Origin of the sequence: Enterococcus sp. AZ197 (assembly GCF_050556405.1) — a bacterium.
GTDB classification, from domain to species: Bacteria; Bacillota; Bacilli; order Lactobacillales; family Enterococcaceae; genus Enterococcus; species Enterococcus faecalis.
In genome coordinates this window covers 508,174-524,608 of sequence record NZ_CP187873.1, presented here as the reverse complement: position 1 = coordinate 524,608, position 16,435 = coordinate 508,174, and the positions used below count along the sequence as shown (strand labels likewise).

Annotated in this window: 14 protein-coding genes; 2 read left to right on the top strand and 12 right to left on the bottom strand. The window is 36.6% G+C overall.

Features of this window, described 5'->3' with window-relative positions; translation table 11 throughout:
* The first annotated feature begins 176 nt into the window (after positions 1 to 176).
* Both IGK82_RS02555 and IGK82_RS02550 read left to right on the top strand, forming a co-directional pair.
* Positions 177 to 2,345, top strand: a complete 2,169-nt coding sequence (locus IGK82_RS02555) for an amino acid ABC transporter substrate-binding protein/permease (protein ID WP_002355617.1) — start codon at positions 177 to 179, stop codon at positions 2,343 to 2,345.
* Between the two features lies 1 nt (position 2,346).
* Complete coding sequence (locus IGK82_RS02550; RefSeq protein ID WP_016622035.1) at positions 2,347 to 3,084, top strand: amino acid ABC transporter ATP-binding protein; 738 nt, start codon at positions 2,347 to 2,349, stop codon at positions 3,082 to 3,084.
* Between the two features lie 47 nt (positions 3,085 to 3,131).
* Here IGK82_RS02550 and IGK82_RS02545 read toward each other — a convergent pair whose 3' ends face one another.
* The 12 genes from IGK82_RS02545 to IGK82_RS02490 all read right to left on the bottom strand — a co-directional run bounded on the left by IGK82_RS02545 (position 3,132) and on the right by IGK82_RS02490 (position 16,387).
* On the bottom strand, positions 3,132 to 3,851 hold the full coding sequence (locus IGK82_RS02545) for an MgtC/SapB family protein (RefSeq protein WP_002361276.1): 720 nt from the start codon (positions 3,849 to 3,851) through the stop codon (positions 3,132 to 3,134).
* A 35-nt stretch (positions 3,852 to 3,886) separates the two neighbouring features.
* Positions 3,887 to 5,791 (bottom strand): heavy metal translocating P-type ATPase, encoded by a 1,905-nt coding sequence (locus IGK82_RS02540; RefSeq protein ID WP_016622034.1) that lies wholly within the window; start codon positions 5,789 to 5,791, stop codon positions 3,887 to 3,889.
* A gap of 109 nt (positions 5,792 to 5,900) precedes the next feature.
* The gene (locus tag IGK82_RS02535) at positions 5,901 to 7,349 is read right to left on the bottom strand and encodes a helix-turn-helix domain-containing protein (protein WP_016622033.1); all 1,449 of its coding nucleotides are present in this window, start codon (positions 7,347 to 7,349) and stop codon (positions 5,901 to 5,903) included.
* A gap of 3 nt (positions 7,350 to 7,352) precedes the next feature.
* A complete protein-coding gene (locus IGK82_RS02530; protein ID WP_002381257.1) occupies positions 7,353 to 7,802 on the bottom strand; it encodes a hypothetical protein in 450 nt (149 codons plus the stop codon).
* A gap of 201 nt (positions 7,803 to 8,003) precedes the next feature.
* Positions 8,004 to 9,098 carry a DUF916 and DUF3324 domain-containing protein gene (locus IGK82_RS02525; RefSeq protein WP_016622032.1) on the bottom strand — a complete coding sequence of 365 codons (1,095 nt, stop codon included), beginning with the start codon at positions 9,096 to 9,098 and terminating at the stop codon, positions 8,004 to 8,006.
* 75 nt (positions 9,099 to 9,173) lie between these two features.
* Positions 9,174 to 9,914: a WxL domain-containing protein gene (locus IGK82_RS02520; protein ID WP_002375974.1), complete on the bottom strand. Its 741-nt coding sequence runs from the start codon at positions 9,912 to 9,914 to the stop codon at positions 9,174 to 9,176.
* 22 nt (positions 9,915 to 9,936) lie between these two features.
* Positions 9,937 to 12,036, bottom strand: coding sequence for a lectin-like domain-containing protein (locus IGK82_RS02515; protein WP_016622031.1), 2,100 nt, complete (start codon positions 12,034 to 12,036; stop codon positions 9,937 to 9,939).
* Positions 12,037 to 12,055: 19 nt separating this feature from the next.
* Positions 12,056 to 12,835 carry a WxL domain-containing protein gene (locus IGK82_RS02510; protein WP_010712020.1) on the bottom strand — a complete coding sequence of 260 codons (780 nt, stop codon included), beginning with the start codon at positions 12,833 to 12,835 and terminating at the stop codon, positions 12,056 to 12,058.
* A gap of 16 nt (positions 12,836 to 12,851) precedes the next feature.
* Positions 12,852 to 13,583, bottom strand: coding sequence for a WxL domain-containing protein (locus IGK82_RS02505; protein ID WP_002361269.1), 732 nt, complete (start codon positions 13,581 to 13,583; stop codon positions 12,852 to 12,854).
* The gene (locus IGK82_RS02500) at positions 13,583 to 13,966 is read right to left on the bottom strand and encodes an LPXTG cell wall anchor domain-containing protein (protein WP_002355604.1); all 384 of its coding nucleotides are present in this window, start codon (positions 13,964 to 13,966) and stop codon (positions 13,583 to 13,585) included. Before IGK82_RS02500 ends, IGK82_RS02505 begins: the two co-directional genes overlap by 1 nt.
* A 178-nt stretch (positions 13,967 to 14,144) precedes the next feature.
* On the bottom strand, positions 14,145 to 15,095 hold the full coding sequence (locus tag IGK82_RS02495) for a rhodanese-related sulfurtransferase (protein WP_016622030.1): 951 nt from the start codon (positions 15,093 to 15,095) through the stop codon (positions 14,145 to 14,147).
* 581 nt (positions 15,096 to 15,676) lie between these two features.
* On the bottom strand, positions 15,677 to 16,387 hold the full coding sequence (locus tag IGK82_RS02490) for a DUF1003 domain-containing protein (RefSeq protein ID WP_002386953.1): 711 nt from the start codon (positions 16,385 to 16,387) through the stop codon (positions 15,677 to 15,679).
* Between the last annotated feature and the right edge of the window lie 48 nt (positions 16,388 to 16,435).

Here is a 16,435-nt window from a genome sequence, read left to right as displayed (position 1 = left end):
TTTGCTGTTTCGAACTTCAACTGATCTTAATCTTTTGTTCTTAATTTCTATGTCACATTTTATAACATGCAATGTAAGGAAATTAGAGTTTTTTTCTCTTTTTAGCGTTCAAATACTTGTCAGCTTCCTATTTCTTACTATATAATTGTTCAATATGCAAAACTAGGAGGTATTTTATGAAAAGGAAACACTTTTTACTTTCTTTCTTTGTGATGATGGTAACTCTGCTAACATTCATTAGTGGCACTTCAGCACATGCAGAAGGAAAGAAATATACAATTGGAACGGATTTAACATTCGCCCCTTTTGAATTCCAAGACTCAAAAGGAAAATACATTGGTATTGACGTTGATTTATTAGATGCGATTGCCAAAGATCAAGGTTTTGAAGTGGATTTAAAACCATTAGGCTTCGATAGTGCAGTCCAAGCGATTCAATCTAAACAAATTGATGGCATGATTGCTGGAATGAGTATTACGGATGAGCGAAAAAAATCCTTTGATTTTTCAGATCCATACTTCGATAGCGGTTTACAATTAGCGGTTAAAAAAGGAAACGACAAAATTAAATCATATGATGATTTAAAAGGCAAAACGGTTGCGGCTAAAGTTGGAACTGAAAGTGCCAATTTCCTTGAAAAAAATAAAGAGAAATATGACTACACCATCAAAAATTTTGACGATGCAACGGGTCTTTATAAAGCCTTAGAAAACGGTGAAGCGGATGCAATCGTTGATGATTATCCTGTATTGGGCTACGCAGTGAAAAATGGCCAAAAATTACAATTAGTTGGCGATAAAGAAACAGGCAGTTCTTATGGTTTCGCAGTGAAAAAAGGTCAAAACCCTGAATTAATCAAAAAGTTCAACGCTGGTTTGAAAAATCTTAAAGACAATGGTACTTATGATAAAATTTTAAACAACTACTTAGCGACAGGTGATGAAACAAACACACAAGACGCTGGCGAACAGATGAAAAAAATCACTCCTAAAAAAGAGAAATATGTGATTGCTAGTGATTCTACGTTTGCTCCGTTTGAGTTTCAAAATGCCCAAGGTGATTATGTCGGAATTGATGTAGATTTAGTCAAACGTGCAGCTGAATTGCAAGGTTTTACTGTTGAATTTAAATTTATTGGTTTTAGTTCTGCTGTCCAAGCTGTTGAATCTGGTCAAGCAGATGGGATGGTTGCAGGCATGACGATTACGGATGATCGTAAAAAAGCCTTCGACTTCTCTGTTCCTTACTTTGATAGCGGTATTCAAATTGCGGTCAAAAAAGGTAATGACAAAATTAAATCGTATGATGATTTAAAAGGCAAAAAAGTCGGCGTAAAAATTGGTACTGAAAGTGCTGATTTCTTAGAAAAAAATAAAAAGAAATATGATTACTCAATTAAGTATTTAGACACAACTGATGCATTATACAGTGCGTTAGAAATTGGCGAAGTTGATGCCATGATGGATGATTATCCTGTCATTGGCTATGGGGTTGCGCAAAATCAACCACTAGCGACACCAATTCCTCGTGAAAAAGGTGGTTCTTACGGTTTTGCTGTCAAAAAAGGGCAAAATCCTGAACTACTTGAAATGTTTAACGAAGGCTTAAAAGAAATGAAACGTACAGGTGAATACGATAAAATTATCGGCACTTACGTGAAAGATGGCAACGAAGCCAAAGAAGAAACAGCTGACGAATCTACGTTTGTTGGCTTCATGCAAAACAACTGGAAACAATTGTTACACGGTTTATGGATGACGATTCTATTAACGTTGATTTCCTTCGTACTTGCTTTAATTGTCGGCGTTATTTTTGGGCTATTCAGCGTTTCACCAATCAAAGCATTACGTGTACTTTCAACCATTTATGTTGATTTAATTCGTGGAATTCCTTTAATGGTCTTAGCGTTCTTCATCTATTTCGGATTACCTGGTGTGCTTGGCTTTAATATCCCAGTCTTCATTGCTGGGATTATCACATTAACTTTAAATGCCAGTGCCTATATTTCTGAAATTGTGCGCGGCGGAATCAAAGCTGTTCCAGTTGGCCAAATGGAAGCTTCAAGAAGTTTAGGTCTTTCCTATAATCGGACAATGCAAAAAATTATTTTACCACAAGCGATTCGCATTATGATTCCTTCATTCATTAACCAATTTGTTATTTCATTGAAAGATACAACTATCCTTTCAGCAATTGGCTTAATCGAACTACTACAAACAGGAAAAATTATTGTTGCTCGGACATTACAAAGTACAATGGTTTACTTCGTTATTGCGTTAATCTACTTAATTTTAATTACTAGCTTAACTAAATTAGCGAAAAACCTTGAAAAGAAGGTGAACTAATATGACTGAAAAAATCTTAGTTGAACATTTAGTAAAAAAATATGGTGACAACACGGTCTTAAACGACATTAATGTTTCTATTAACGAAGGCGACGTAGTCTGCGTCATCGGTCCTTCTGGTTCTGGTAAAAGTACTTTTTTACGTTGCTTGAATCAATTAGAAGAAGCTTCTAGCGGAGACATTATTATTGATGGTGCGAACTTGACAGATAAAAATACGGACATCAACCAAGTCCGTCAACATATCGGCATGGTTTTCCAACATTTCAATTTGTTTCCACATTTATCTATTTTAGAAAATATTGTTTTAGCACCAACCGATTTAGGTCGCTTGTCAAAAGATGAAGCGGAGAAAAAAGCGTTAGAACTTTTAGAACGTGTTGGGTTGGCAGATAAAAAAAATGCCTATCCAGATTCTTTATCTGGTGGTCAAAAACAACGTGTCGCAATTGCACGTGCGTTAGCGATGAATCCTGATATTATGCTTTTCGATGAGCCAACATCAGCTCTTGATCCAGAAATGGTTGGCGATGTTCTTGGTGTAATGAAAGATTTAGCAAAACAAGGAATGACAATGGTCATCGTTACTCACGAAATGGGCTTTGCAAAAGAAGTGGCTAATCGAGTAATGTTCATTGATGGCGGTAACTTCCTAGAAGATGGTTCGCCAGAGCAAGTCTTTGAAAATCCTCAAAACCCTCGAACAAAAGATTTCTTAGATAAAGTATTAAATATTTAAACAAAAGCACTTGGCGCGCGCTAGCGCCCAAGTGCTTTATTTTATGGTTAAATTGTTTCCGTGACAGAGACAGATTGAACGTGCCCTTTTTCTTTCAAGAGATGGTGCAAGTTGGAATGCCAGAAATCTTCTTTGCCTACATAAGAAATCTTTGCTGTCACTGCCTCTTGTTCGGATTCCAAAGTCAATTCTACTAAGCGCTCCCCTTTTTCTAAAGAAGCTTGAAGTTGTTCATGCAGGCGGCTTTCTTTAATCATGGGTTCCTTCATTTTTACGATAAGCTGCAATCGTTTTAAAGGAGTTTTTCGTTTAAAATGGGCCAGAGCTAATACTAGCAAAGTCGCCACGAGATTGATAAACGCAATGGTTAAAAAGCCCATCCCAATGACTAAACCAATAATAGTAACATTCCACATCATTACTGCTGTCGTTAACCCAGAGACTTTCCTTTCTCTAAAAACGATAATCCCCGCACCGAGAAAGCCTACACCACTAATCACTTGGGCGCCATATCGTGTAATATCCATAGAAATAATGGACGCCAAGGCGCTATTTTGTTTCACCACATCGACTAAAATATCCACCGATTGAATCTGTAAAATGGAAATCGTACAGGAGGCCAAACATAAAATGGCATTACTACTGATACCGAAGCCTTTTCTTTTAATACTTCTTTCTAACCCAATCAAAGCTCCAAAAACCACGGCTAGAGCCATCCGAATGACAACGTCGGTGAGAGAAAGTTCAATCATTTTTAAAGAATTCATCGCTTTCTCTCCTTTCTTGCAAGTGACTATTTGACTTATTTTGTATTAACTAATAAACGCAAGCCATTAAAAATGACCACTAAGGTACTTCCTTCATGAATAAGTACGCTAAATGCGATATTCGCAATACCTAAAAAGTTCAAGATAATTAACGTTGCTACCACTAACATTGAAAAAATAATATTTTGCTGCACAATTTTATTCAAGCGTTTTGAGACACGGTGAGCATAGCCTAATTTAGAAAGATCATTTTTCATCACTACCACGTCTGCAACATCGATAGCAATGTCTGTACCATCCCCCATCGCCACTCCGATATCAGCATTCACTAAAGCGGGCGCATCGTTAATGCCATCACCAACCATCCCTGTCATTCCTACTTCGCGTTTTAATTGATCAACAATCGCTGATTTTTCCTCAGGTAAAACATTAGCAAAAACTTGGTCCACGCCTACTAAGCGACCAACTGCTTCACCCGTAAGTTTTGCATCTCCTGTAATCATTGTTGTTTCAATATTTTGTGACTTGAAATAGTGAATGGCGTTCATTGCTTCTTCATTAGGAACATCCATCAATGCCACTAAACCAATCACTTGTTCATTTTCGGCAAAGTACACTACCGTTTTGCCTTCACTCGCTAATTTCGTTGTTTGTTTCTCAATGATTGTTGGCACTTGTTCAAAACTAGATGGTTTACCCATTCTAAAAGTTGTGTCTGCAATGGTCGTTACTAAACCCACCCCGACAATATTTTCTACTTCTAAATTTAAAGCCGTTGTTTCTGCTTCAAAGCGATTAACAATCGCCGTCGCCAATGGATGATTGGATTTTTTCTCCATATTTGTTAAAACAGCTACTAATTCGTCTTGGCGATCTTCTAAGCCATCAACAAAAAGATAATCTGTGACTTCAGGTTTGCCTTTTGTTAGTGTGCCTGTTTTATCAAAAGCGAGTGCTTTCACTTCAGCTAAATTTGATAAGAATGAGCCACCTTTAAACAACACGCCTTGTTTCGCTAAATTGGAAATTCCTGATAAAGTTGCCGGAACGGCACTCGCTGCTAAAGCACAAGGTGAGGCAGCAATTAAGAAGACCAAGCCTCTGTAAAAACTTTCAGCCCAAGTCAATTGGAAAAGTAATGCGCCACCTAAAACAATTAGTGGAAAAACTGCTAAAACTAGTGTGACATATTTCGGTTCAAATCGTTTAATTTTGCTTGCAATTTCTGATTGATTTTCTTGTGATTGGTTCACGAGCTGTACGATTTTTGCAAAAACTGTTTCTGAACTATCTTTCGTTACTTCAACAACAATTGTGCCTGAACCGTTCATAGTACTACCAAAAACTGGGTCCCCACTATTTTTTTCTTTGGGAATACTTTCCCCATTAATAGATGATTCATCCACAGCGGTACTTCCTTCAATCACGACGCCATCTGTCGGGATTTGCGCACCATTGAGGACTTGCACGCGGTCACCAATCTTCAATTGTTCAACTGACACAGTTTGAATTGAGCCGTCATCTGTTATCAGGCGAGCTTCTGTTGGATTTAAATTTAATAGTTTTGTAATTTCACGTTGGCTTTTGCCTTGAGCATAATCTTCAAGGAAATGCGCCGCCGCAAAAATCAAAATCAACAATGCTGATTCTTCAAAACTTCCCATTAATGCTGAACCAACTGCAGCTAAGGTCATTAACAAATGAATATTAGGCGAAAACTTTCGATTGTTTTTCGTATCCCGATACGTATCTCCAAAGCCTTCCCCAATAATATGATAACCAGCTAAAATAGCAGCTAACGAGAAAAGAATATTTTTCACTAAGAGCATGTTCCCTAAAAATAAACCGATAAAGAAAAGAGCCAATCCTGTAAAAAAGAGAATAACTGGAACGTTTTTACCTTTTTCTTCATGTGTGTGTGCACCTGTTTGTTTTGACATTGTTATGCGCCTCCTTATTAATGTTTTCCTATTCATATGAATGTATATTCATATTATAAAACACTTGGGTGGTTTTGTAAAGACTTAAACACAAAGACAAGCGATGATTCTATTCGATAGGATCACCGCTTGTCTTTGTCGATTCTTTTTGTTGTTGATATTTTTCTTCTTGAATAGTCAATAATGATTGCGTTAAATTGACCCAATCAATCGAACGAGGTGGATCCAGCCAAACCATAACTTTACTCTTTTCTTCTTGATACAAGTTATTTAAATTGGTAATCACCACATCTGGTAAGGTATCTGATAACGGGTCAATAATTTCTACATTTAAATTCACATAGACGGATAAATTTTTTTTGATGAATTGGTTATACTCTTTTCCATAAGAAAAATCAATTAGGACCTTGGCTGGCTCTGCAATTAAATGAACCGGAACATGATTAATTAGCAACAATAGATAGTTAAAAAACAAACAGTGATTGGCTTTCGCAATTTTTTTATGTTTTGCTGTTAACCAACGAATATATTCAATTAAATAAAAATAAAATTCCGGATATGTTTGCTTAAAAAACTGTAAATCCATTTCAAAATCGTCAAACATATTAATCGGAAAGTAAATAACATTGAAATGAATAATTGCTAACCCTTCTTCTAGAGTATTCCTTGTTGACTCCTCTAAACAATTAAATGCTTTTTCAAAACTTCCAATGAAAACACGAGTTAGGCTTTCAATCGTAGGATCTTCATGAATGACATATTTTTTCTCTAGTTTGCCATGCAAATACAAGAAAAAAACAATCGTATACGTTAATGATTTTGAGGACAATGCCCATGCCACTTGCGATTTTTTTATTAATTCTTCTGAAAATGTATTTAGTGCACGTGTATCGATCCCTTCCACCGCACGTCCTTCGTTGTTAATCATAATAGCTAAATAATGGAAAAAATTGCGTCGCTCATAGGTGGTGAAAGTATAGTTTAACTCAACAGACTGTAATACACGTTTCGCTTCATTATAGACTTTTACCGAATATAATTCGGAAATTGGTTGATTGGAAAGCGTGAACAATTTATACAAAAAAAATGAAATTGCTTTTTGATTGCCGACAATTTCCCGTTTACTAAAATAGATCTGATACTCCTTTAAGGCTTTTTTTAGCCGCTGTAAGGTACTATACGCCACAGAGGTGCTGACATGATTACATTCAGCAAACTTTGTCAAACTATAATTTCCTCTAAAGTAAGACAACACTAATTTAAAAGAGAGCGATTCTGTTAAGTATTTCGTGAGCAAAAGTTTACTTGAATAGTTTCCATCAATTTCAAGTGTAACATCTACATCAGAAACGACTAAAGTTAAGCTGTCGCTTAACTTTAGATTGTCAATATCTGCTTTTAATTTTTCTAATGTTTTTTTGACTAAAAAATTCGACATTGATAATTCTTCGCGAAGTGCAATAAAAGTACCTGATAGCGTGGGACTTTCTTCTAAATGCCTTAGCAAGGAATAACTTCGTTGATCTTCTTTATTTAAAAAAATTTCATAATTCATCATTTATCAGTTCTTTCTCCCATAAATAGCCGTTCCTACTAATTCCCGTATGAAATTCAAGTAAAAAGTGTTTTGCCCCTCCGTTCCAGCACCGCCTGTGCTATTTGGTACAATGGTGATATGGCTAGCATCAAATAATTCATCCGTGAAAAATACTTGATGCTGACTTTTCTTGGAAGAAGGCCTTTCTTCATTTGTTTTTGGATTATTGGTTGTCACTTCTTTTTTACTAACGTCTTCGCTACTTTCTTCCGCTTGCGTTTCGCTAGTAATAGTACTTTCATTTGTTTCTTCCATTTTTTCTGGTGTGCCAGTATTCTCAATCGGATAAATTTCTTCTGTTGGATTGGTCGGATTATAAATTGGATTCCGTTCTTCTGCTGCTTGCACATTGGTTACTTGAAAAAACGAGAGTAACAATGTACTCCATAATAGTAAATGTTTGTATTTATCCATTTTTCTCACATATATTGCCAAATACTTTAGCTACATAACAAAACAAAAAATATAACTAGTAAAGTGGTATCAGACGATATTTAACAATACTCCTTCTTATTATTTCTTTTTTTGAGTTAGGTTTGTTGAATAAACTGCATGTTTGATAAGTAAAAACAAACAAAAACGTTGCCGATAATCAAATCAAAAATTAACTACTCTTTATATTTCTCTTTCGTTTTTTTCCTGTTTCTTTTTTCGCCAAATCAACCAGGCAATGATTAAAATCACTATCAATAAAAGTAGTAAGCCAATCATCAAATATAAATTCGAATGATTTTCTTTTAAGGTGACATCTTTTTCATTTAATTCTTTGGCAACTTCACCATTAATTGTAAAGTCTTTTTCAAATTGCCATTGATTTCTAAAAGATATCGATTCATTGTTTATTGATTTTTTAAATGAGCCTGCAGCATCTTTATTCCCAACAACGGTCATAGACAAATGATAATCTCCTGGCTTAAGTGGTTGCCCTTTTAGCGCAATAGGAACAGAAAAATTGGTATTTGGCGCAATTTGCATGTTTGCTTTTTCCTCTTTATATAAAACTTCTTCATGTCCCTTTTTGGTAATCTCTGCCGAAAATGCAACTTGGTTAATATATGTTTTTTGATCATTTTGTAGATTGACTAAAATCACATTTCTAGCATTAATCTGTCCTGGTGAGACTTTTTTCAAAAGTAAATTCGGCTCAACCTTTTTTTTATTTTGTTGCATCAATAATGCAACGACATACGAATATTCATTTTTAATGGATAACCCCTGACTCTTATCGTCTTGGCGTTTGCCTTCATCCGACGTTTCTTCTTTAAAAGTGATACCACTAGCTAACACTCCATCAAAGGGTGTATTAGGCATTTTGACGTTAATAGAAACCGTTTGTTCACTTTTCGGTTTTAAACGAACTGAGCTAGGGTATTGAACGTAGTCTTTTATATCAAACGCTAAACTTTGATCTTTTTTCCCCTTATTTTCACCATACTCCACGATTACATTTGAATTGGTAATGGCACTATTGATGGAAATACCTACCTTTACTTCTTTATCTGTATCATTGCGCAAGTTCACTTTCAACTCAGTTTCTTCATTTGGTGCTAGTAATAAATCAAAGTAAGTTTTTTCTTTATCTACTTGTTTTTCTGATGGAATAGGCGTAACCGCAAAATTAAATTCACTGGCATAACCATTGCTAGGTACTAACGCTAAAAGAATTAGTAGTATCGGAAAAAAAAGAAATCGTTGTTTTTTTCTGTTCAAATTATTTACTCCTTTTCTATATGTAGTGAATAGCAGGTAACCATGTTCCCCGCTATTCTTCTTTTTAAAATTCGTCTAATTTCCTGGAGCGTCTGTCAACGTCCATGTTAATTTTGTGGCGTATTTTTCAGCGTATTTGGTTGTAGAACCTGGAACAGTTAACTCAATACTTTTAGCAGCTGTAGTTGCATCTGTTCCCCAATCAAATAAATAAGTTCCTGCACCGTTTCCTTTTGCTGCACTCATTACATCTGATTGACTACCATCTGAATTCAACGTGATTGTGGCTGGGCCTGTTGGTTTACCTGAATCTGAAGCAGTCACTACATTTCCGTTTTTAAACGTGATAGCTGCCCCAGTCAATTCTTTACCAGAAGTTGATTTAAATTGTCCTTCTTGTTTCACTTTTAATGACCAGCCAGCTTCGGTTCCACGGTTATCTGTTACTTGGACATAGTTAGGCCCTTCTTTGACTTCATCGGTTGCGCCTACCGTCTTGTATTTTTGGGTAGCAGCAAAATAAGTCTGATCCTTCGACGTGATTTTTTGAACACCGAAGTCTAGACTTGACGCATAATCAATTGACAACGGACCGTTTGTTCCTGGATTAGGACCTTCAGGATCTGTTGGGTCAATAGGATCAACTGGATTAGTTGGATCCGTTGGGTCAACCGGATTAGTTGGATCTTCACTTGGTGTAAATTCTACGATACCATTAGATGTATAACTACCGCCATCTTCTGCAAAGGCTTGAGAAGTCATGCCTAAGCTCCCTAAAATAAATGTGGATAAACATACTGTTGTTACTTTTTTCATTTTCTTTTCTCCATTCTTTTCTTTAATTTCCTGGTACGTCTTCTAACGCCCAAGATAAACGAGCTTTAAATGTTCCAACTCTTTGATAAGCTACAGGAACATTGATTTGAATTCCTTGTTGTTTTGATTCATCAAGTAATGCTGTTAAATCTGTTTCACCTTTCTGATTACTTTCTAAAAGCGTAATTGCCTCATTTGTAATCTGAGAGCTTCCAGCAGTTGAAACGAAAGAAAAAACATCTGGCATTACAATTGAATCATTTGTTAACGGTTGCGTTTGCTTTAGTTGCAAGCGCCAATTATTTGCGTTACGTTCATCCACGACTTTGAGTCCTTCGGTGGGATGCCCAAGTTTAATTAGTGGTTGATTACGTATCTTTTCCGTACCAAAAGTAATCTGTTTTGGTGCCTCTTTAAAATATAGTTCCCCTAAACGATAGTAAAAATAAATATCTTTTGTTTCCTCTGTCATTGTTCCTTCCGCATTGCCCGAGTCTTTTGTAAAAACATAGCCAGAAATATCTAGGGGTTTTTCTTGATAGGGTGCACCAATTTTCCCTGTTACACTTTTAGGTGGAGCAATATCTTTACTTTCCGCGTCTTTATAAAAAACGGTTACTGTTTTTTCTGTTGGTTTAGGAATAGTAATCGTTACATTATTTGACTTTTGCAGTAAAGTTCCTTCTTCATAATAGTCAAAGTTCATAGTTAAAACTTTTTCGGGCGTATTATCTTGAAGGGTTGTTTTTAATTCAATAATCATGTCCTTCTTTAAGACTAGGTAGTCATTTAAAGCAATTGTTAAGTGATTCCCTGTTTGTGTCAGATCTTTGGCTGCTACCTTTTTACCATCAATCATTAATGAATTTTCTTCATATGCTAATTCATCAGGTAAGTCAATGCTTACTTGCGGTTGACGATCTTCGATAAAGTCATTGTCAATATTCAACGTATTCCGTAGTCTCACCTGATCATTTTTCACTGCTTCAACAGCTGAGCTAAATTCCTGACCATTCACGCTAAGGGCTGCTTGTGACGTAACGTTGGTAGGAATTTGTGTCATTGCTAAAGCATTCTCTTGGTATTTGCCACCTGTGGATGATGTAAAGCCCCAATAAACCGTTGTTGCGCCAAATTGTGCATTTAAATCTGAAACTACATACGTATTCGTGCCCACACCTTCTAAATCATATGTTAATGCTTTGGTTGCGGCATTCCAATGAACAGTCAACATGCGCCAGGTTCCATTAGATAGATAGGTTGGCGAAACAGTGACGCCTGAATGCTCCCCTGTATAGCTGTTGTTATTAGCTTTCGGAGTGACAAAAGCTAAATGTCCATTTCCCTTATCTTGTGAAATTTCTCGGTCCATTCGGTTGGAACTACCAGTATTTTTATAGGTATCAAACTCAATCGATAAGGCATTTCTAACATAAGGTTGACCAGCTTTCGTGGAGTATGCACCGATTCCCATCCCAGGTGAACCAATGACTTCTTGAGGCGTTGTGGACATTCTAGGATCATTCGTTAAGGTAAAGGTCATACCATCACCAGCATTTGCATACTCGTTTCCTAAATACAAATAACTTTTAAAGGTAAAATCCGACAATAAACTGATTGGTTTTTTTGACCAAATAGCTCCTTTTTGTGATTTAACAGCTGGGTTTAGTTGTAATAACTTCCCACCTTCTAAAATACTTGTTGCATTTCCAATTGGTTCTTGAAATACCTTGTCGATTGGAATGATATTAGGATCATCCGGCAATGAAGTAGCGTATGGCGCAGCCAACATGCGCGGCTGTGGTTCAACTATCGCCGATTCCGTTGCACTGTTATCGTCATCCTTTTGTTGTTCGCTAGGTTCTAAAGTAGCCGTTGATTGGTCTGTTTCTGCTGGATGATTATCGGTTGTTGTTGTCGTTTCTAGGGAAGGTTCTTGCTCTAATGTTTCCGAGTGAGAAGGAGCGCTAGTTGCCTGATCATTGGCCGATTCCTCCACTATTTCCCGATTGACTTCGTTGATATTTGTCGAAGGATTACTAATCGCTTCGCTAGTAATAGGCGCAAGGAGTAGTAAGAATAAACTACTTGCCAAAAAGACTAGGCTTTGTTTGTTTCGCATCTCTCTTCACCTCTACTTTTTAAATTCCTGGTACATCCGTCAACGTCCACAATAATTTTGTTTGATATTTCACGGCATCTTTAGGAGTTGACCCTGGTACTGATAGCGCGACATCTTTTGTAACATTAACATTGTGTACCGTATTGGTTTCATCGCGTTCTGCAACCACTTCTACTTTGCCCCAATAAGTAGCCCAAGTTCCTGCACCGGTTCCTTGCTTCGCAGCTGCCACTAGCGATGCAGTTCCTGGAACAAGGGCAATCTTATTTGTTGCCTCTGGTTTCACAACATTTTGCGCATTACTATTAACAGTCGGGTTAGCTAAAGAAATTTGCGCACCTGTCAACTGACTATTTAAAGTCGCCTTTGTTGCTTTAAATTGCTCCTTTTGCGTAACCGTTAAAGACCAACCACTATTGGTTCCTCTATTATCAGAAATTTGCACAAAATTTGGTGTTTCTTTTTGATTTTCTTGATATTGCTGTGCTCTTGCAAAATATACTTGGTCTTTATTCGAAATACGATTTTTCCCAAAGTCAAAACTTGAAGCATAATCAATAGACAGCGGTCCTTGGGTACCAGGATTGGGACCTTCTGGGTCTGTCGGATCAATTGGTTTGACTGGCTTTTCTGGATCGGGATTTTCTGGATCAACCGGGTCTGTCGGATCTACGTTCGGAATAAATTCTACTAAACCATTCGAACGATACTCTTTTGGCTCTTCTGCCTTCGCTTGTAAGGACCAACCAGCAACTGCAAATGTACTGCATAGAACGATTCCTGTGAATTGTTTTTTCATTGCTTTTCTCCTTTATTTAATTATTAGCGGGCGTATCTTCTAATGCCCAAACTAACTTCGTTGAATATTGTTGTGCAAGCTTTACAGATTTTCCGGGAACGAATAGTTGGACAGCTTCTTTATTTGTTGCTTCATTTGAACCAAAGCGATAAACCCAAGTCCCAACACCTGTTTCTTTTTTAGCGTTCATCGCTAGATTATTATTTACACCAGGTGTTAAGGAAATAGTACTACTAACTTCAGTAGGTTTATATTTTTCATCCACCATTGAGGCAGCTTCTGCCTTTGTAAACGTTAATTGAGCGCCGACTAGTTCCTCTCCAGTAGCTGTTTTAAATTGTTCAGGTTGGGAAAGCGTTAGTTTCCATCCTGCTAACGTTCCTCTTTTATCAGTTACTTGTACATAGGTTGGTTTTTTTGAACCATCTTTCATTTCATCTGGCGCAGCATAATACGTTTGATCTGCCGTAGAAATCTTTTGTGTGCCAAATTTAAATTTTGACCCATAATCAATTGATAAGGCACCACCCGTTCCTGGCCCTGGAGGATCAATTGGGTCTACTGGATCAGTAGGATCGGGATTTTCTGGATCAACTGGCGGTGTGATTTCGTTATCGCCTGCTTCAAAAGTAATTGTGCCTTCCGTATTGTATTCTTTCGGAAAAGTTTCTGCTGCTGATGCGTTTATTGCTTGAAACCCTACGCCTAAAAGTATGGTTGCCGATGTAAGTAAAACAGTTTTTTTCATTAAATAAGCTCCTTCTCTCGTTTCATTTTATTAATTAAATAAATGACTACCCCCAACAAACTAACTCCTATCAAGGAATACAGCGGATTTTCAGACTCGCCTGTTTTAGGTAAAACTGCTTGTCCAGAAGCAGCTAAATTGTTTCTTCCCTGTTCTTCTGATTGTTGGGTATATGCTACGTCATTTGACTCTTTTTCATTCTCATAAACGTAGGTACCATAGAAGCTCGCTTGACCATTTGATTCATAATTATTTTCTTCAGCCATAACGCTTTTTGTTTGCAACCCAATGATCAACAGCCCTAAACATACCAAACTAAACCTTTTTATGATTTTCATCTGAATTCCTCCTTCCCCATTTTCAACATTGACTGGCCCAGCCAATAAACATTATATAAAAGAAATATTTATTAGATTTTTTTATTTTTTTCAGACGCTTTTAAAAAATAAAATGGTTTTAGCTAAGAAAGCTTTAAAATCAACACTTTTAAAGACAAAAAAATAAACAAAAAAACTTCAAAAAATAATTTTCGAAGTTTTTTTGTTTATTTTTTTATTATTTTTATACTTCAACCGCTTCTAACAAAGCTAAACGTTTAGCAACTTCTGCTTCTGTTAAATTATGTTTTTTTACATAACGGTTGGCAGGATGCTGGCTACATTCTAATGAGCAGCCACCTAAATGTTTATGTTCATTTTCTTCTGAAGTTAAGATTTGACGATTACATTCTGGGTTTGCACAGTTAATGTAGCGTTCGCAAGGTGTTCCATCAAACCAGTCTTTCCCAATAACTTTTTTATCAACATGATTAATTTCGACACTGATTCGGTCATCAAAGACATACATTTTGCCATCCCAAAGTTCGCCACGTGTTTCTGGATTTTTTCCATAGTTGGCGATACCACCATGCAATTGAGCAACATCTTCAAATCCTTCTTTTAATAACCAGCCAGAAAATTTTTCACAGCGAATCCCGCCAGTACAATAGGTAACAATTTTTTTATCCATAAATTGTTCTTTGTTCTCGCGAATCCATTGTGGTAACTCACGGAAGCTACGGATATCTGGGCGCACGGCACCACGGAAATGACCTAAATCATATTCATAATCGTTACGAGCATCGATTACAACAGTGTCTTCGTCTAATAAGGCTTCTTTAAATTCTGCAGGTTCCAAATATTTCCCCGTCGTTTCTAATGGATCAACGTCTTCTTCTAAGTTCAACGCCACTAATTCAGAACGTGGGCGAACAAACATTTTGCGGAACGCCATTTCTTCTGCTGGATCAATTTTAAAGAATGTATCCTTAAAGCGCTCATCTGCTTGCATTGCTTCCATGTACTTTTCTGTTTCTTCGACAGTACCAGATAACGTTCCGTTAATCCCTTCTGTCGCTACTAAAATACGGCCTTTTAAATTTAATGATTTGCAAAAAGCTAGATGCTCTTTCGCAAAAGCTTCTGGATCTTCAATTGTTGTATATTTGTAATAAAGTAATACTTGGTATTTCATCTTGTTTTCCCCTTTTGTATAAAGTCATTCTATCCCATTATACGGTGAATAAAAAAGGGAAAGCGATTATTTTGCTTGTGTATTTACACACAATAAAAAAAGCCTGATAAACGGCGGGAACAGAAGCAACACTACGCGTTGCTCCGATCTCAACAACTTCTAAGGTGTTTTCTCGACATGCGTCTCGTCACAGTACAGCCTTCAAAAGAGCTACAGCTCTAAGAGTTGCGATGTTTCACTGTGAAGCATGAACAGATGAAATCATCGTACCTACTTGGTGAAGGTCCTTCGGAACTTACAAGGATAAAACTGTGACGAGCCTTTGGCGAGAAAACAATAAGCCGAAATTGACTTTCTCACACAAGTGTTCGGCGTATCTTAATCCTTCCAAGTGTTGAGAATCACGAAGAACGTAGTGATTCGATGATGAACAATACCTACTTGGTCTCCAAAAATTAAAGAGCAATTTTCGGAAATTTCTTCTTATTGCTGAGAAACACTATTTGCAAAGCAAATAGATGTTAATCAGTACCTACTTGGTTCTCGGAGCTAAACGGTTCTGTCCCGACCTCTTCTATATACTACTCCTTTTCAGAAGTCGCGGCGAGTTGTTCTTGCAATTCACCTAAAAGTTCAATTTGAATATTTTGGATTTTCACCAAATTTTCTAGTTGATTATTGATAATATAATCCATTTTCTCATGTAATAAATTAATTTCTACTTCTGCTTTTAAGTTAATTTTATAATCATTATTCGCTTGTTCTCTATCACGGGCTTCTTGTCTGTTTTGACTCATCATAATAATCGGTGCTTGGATAGCTGCTAAACAAGATAAGGCGAGATTTAGCAAAATATAAGGATATTTGTCAAATGGTTGTCCCAATAAAGTGGTAGAGTTAATCACGATCCAAGCAATCAACACGAAGCAAAAGAAGCCAATAAACACCCAGCTACCGCCAAATTTAGCAATGGTATCCGCTGCTCGTTGGCCAAAGGTTAATTTCTTTTCCATCTTTTCATTCATATTATTGGAAATCAGCTTATCTTCTTTGATATGTTGAACCACCAATTCATTCAGTTGTTGGATTTTTTCAGAATCATTTGCGACCAATTGTTTCATGTAATCCAAACGATAATTAAGTAACTCCGCCAATGTAATCATCGATTCAGCTGTCAATTGTGGATTGTTTTGGAGAATAAAAGCTTGCGTTTCCTGTTCTATATCTTGAAGATAAATGTTTTTTTTCGTTGGTTCACCAATAACAACTTGTTTATTTTTTGATTGTTTCATCTTCGTCACTCCCTTTGATCGTTCTTCCCTTTATTTTAATATAAAGTC

Coding starts and splice junctions, on each gene's coding strand:
- IGK82_RS02555 (WP_002355617.1), top strand. CDS start 177: ATGAAAAGGAAACACTTTTTACTTTCTTTCTTTGTGATGATGGTAACT.
- IGK82_RS02550 (WP_016622035.1), top strand. CDS start 2,347: ATGACTGAAAAAATCTTAGTTGAACATTTAGTAAAAAAATATGGTGAC.
- IGK82_RS02545 (WP_002361276.1), bottom strand. CDS start 3,851: ATGAATTCTTTAAAAATGATTGAACTTTCTCTCACCGACGTTGTCATT.
- IGK82_RS02540 (WP_016622034.1), bottom strand. CDS start 5,791: ATGTCAAAACAAACAGGTGCACACACACATGAAGAAAAAGGTAAAAAC.
- IGK82_RS02535 (WP_016622033.1), bottom strand. CDS start 7,349: ATGATGAATTATGAAATTTTTTTAAATAAAGAAGATCAACGAAGTTAT.
- IGK82_RS02530 (WP_002381257.1), bottom strand. CDS start 7,802: ATGGATAAATACAAACATTTACTATTATGGAGTACATTGTTACTCTCG.
- IGK82_RS02520 (WP_002375974.1), bottom strand. CDS start 9,914: ATGAAAAAAGTAACAACAGTATGTTTATCCACATTTATTTTAGGGAGC.
- IGK82_RS02515 (WP_016622031.1), bottom strand. CDS start 12,036: ATGCGAAACAAACAAAGCCTAGTCTTTTTGGCAAGTAGTTTATTCTTA.
- IGK82_RS02510 (WP_010712020.1), bottom strand. CDS start 12,835: ATGAAAAAACAATTCACAGGAATCGTTCTATGCAGTACATTTGCAGTT.
- IGK82_RS02505 (WP_002361269.1), bottom strand. CDS start 13,583: ATGAAAAAAACTGTTTTACTTACATCGGCAACCATACTTTTAGGCGTA.
- IGK82_RS02495 (WP_016622030.1), bottom strand. CDS start 15,095: ATGAAATACCAAGTATTACTTTATTACAAATATACAACAATTGAAGAT.
- IGK82_RS02490 (WP_002386953.1), bottom strand. CDS start 16,387: ATGAAACAATCAAAAAATAAACAAGTTGTTATTGGTGAACCAACGAAA.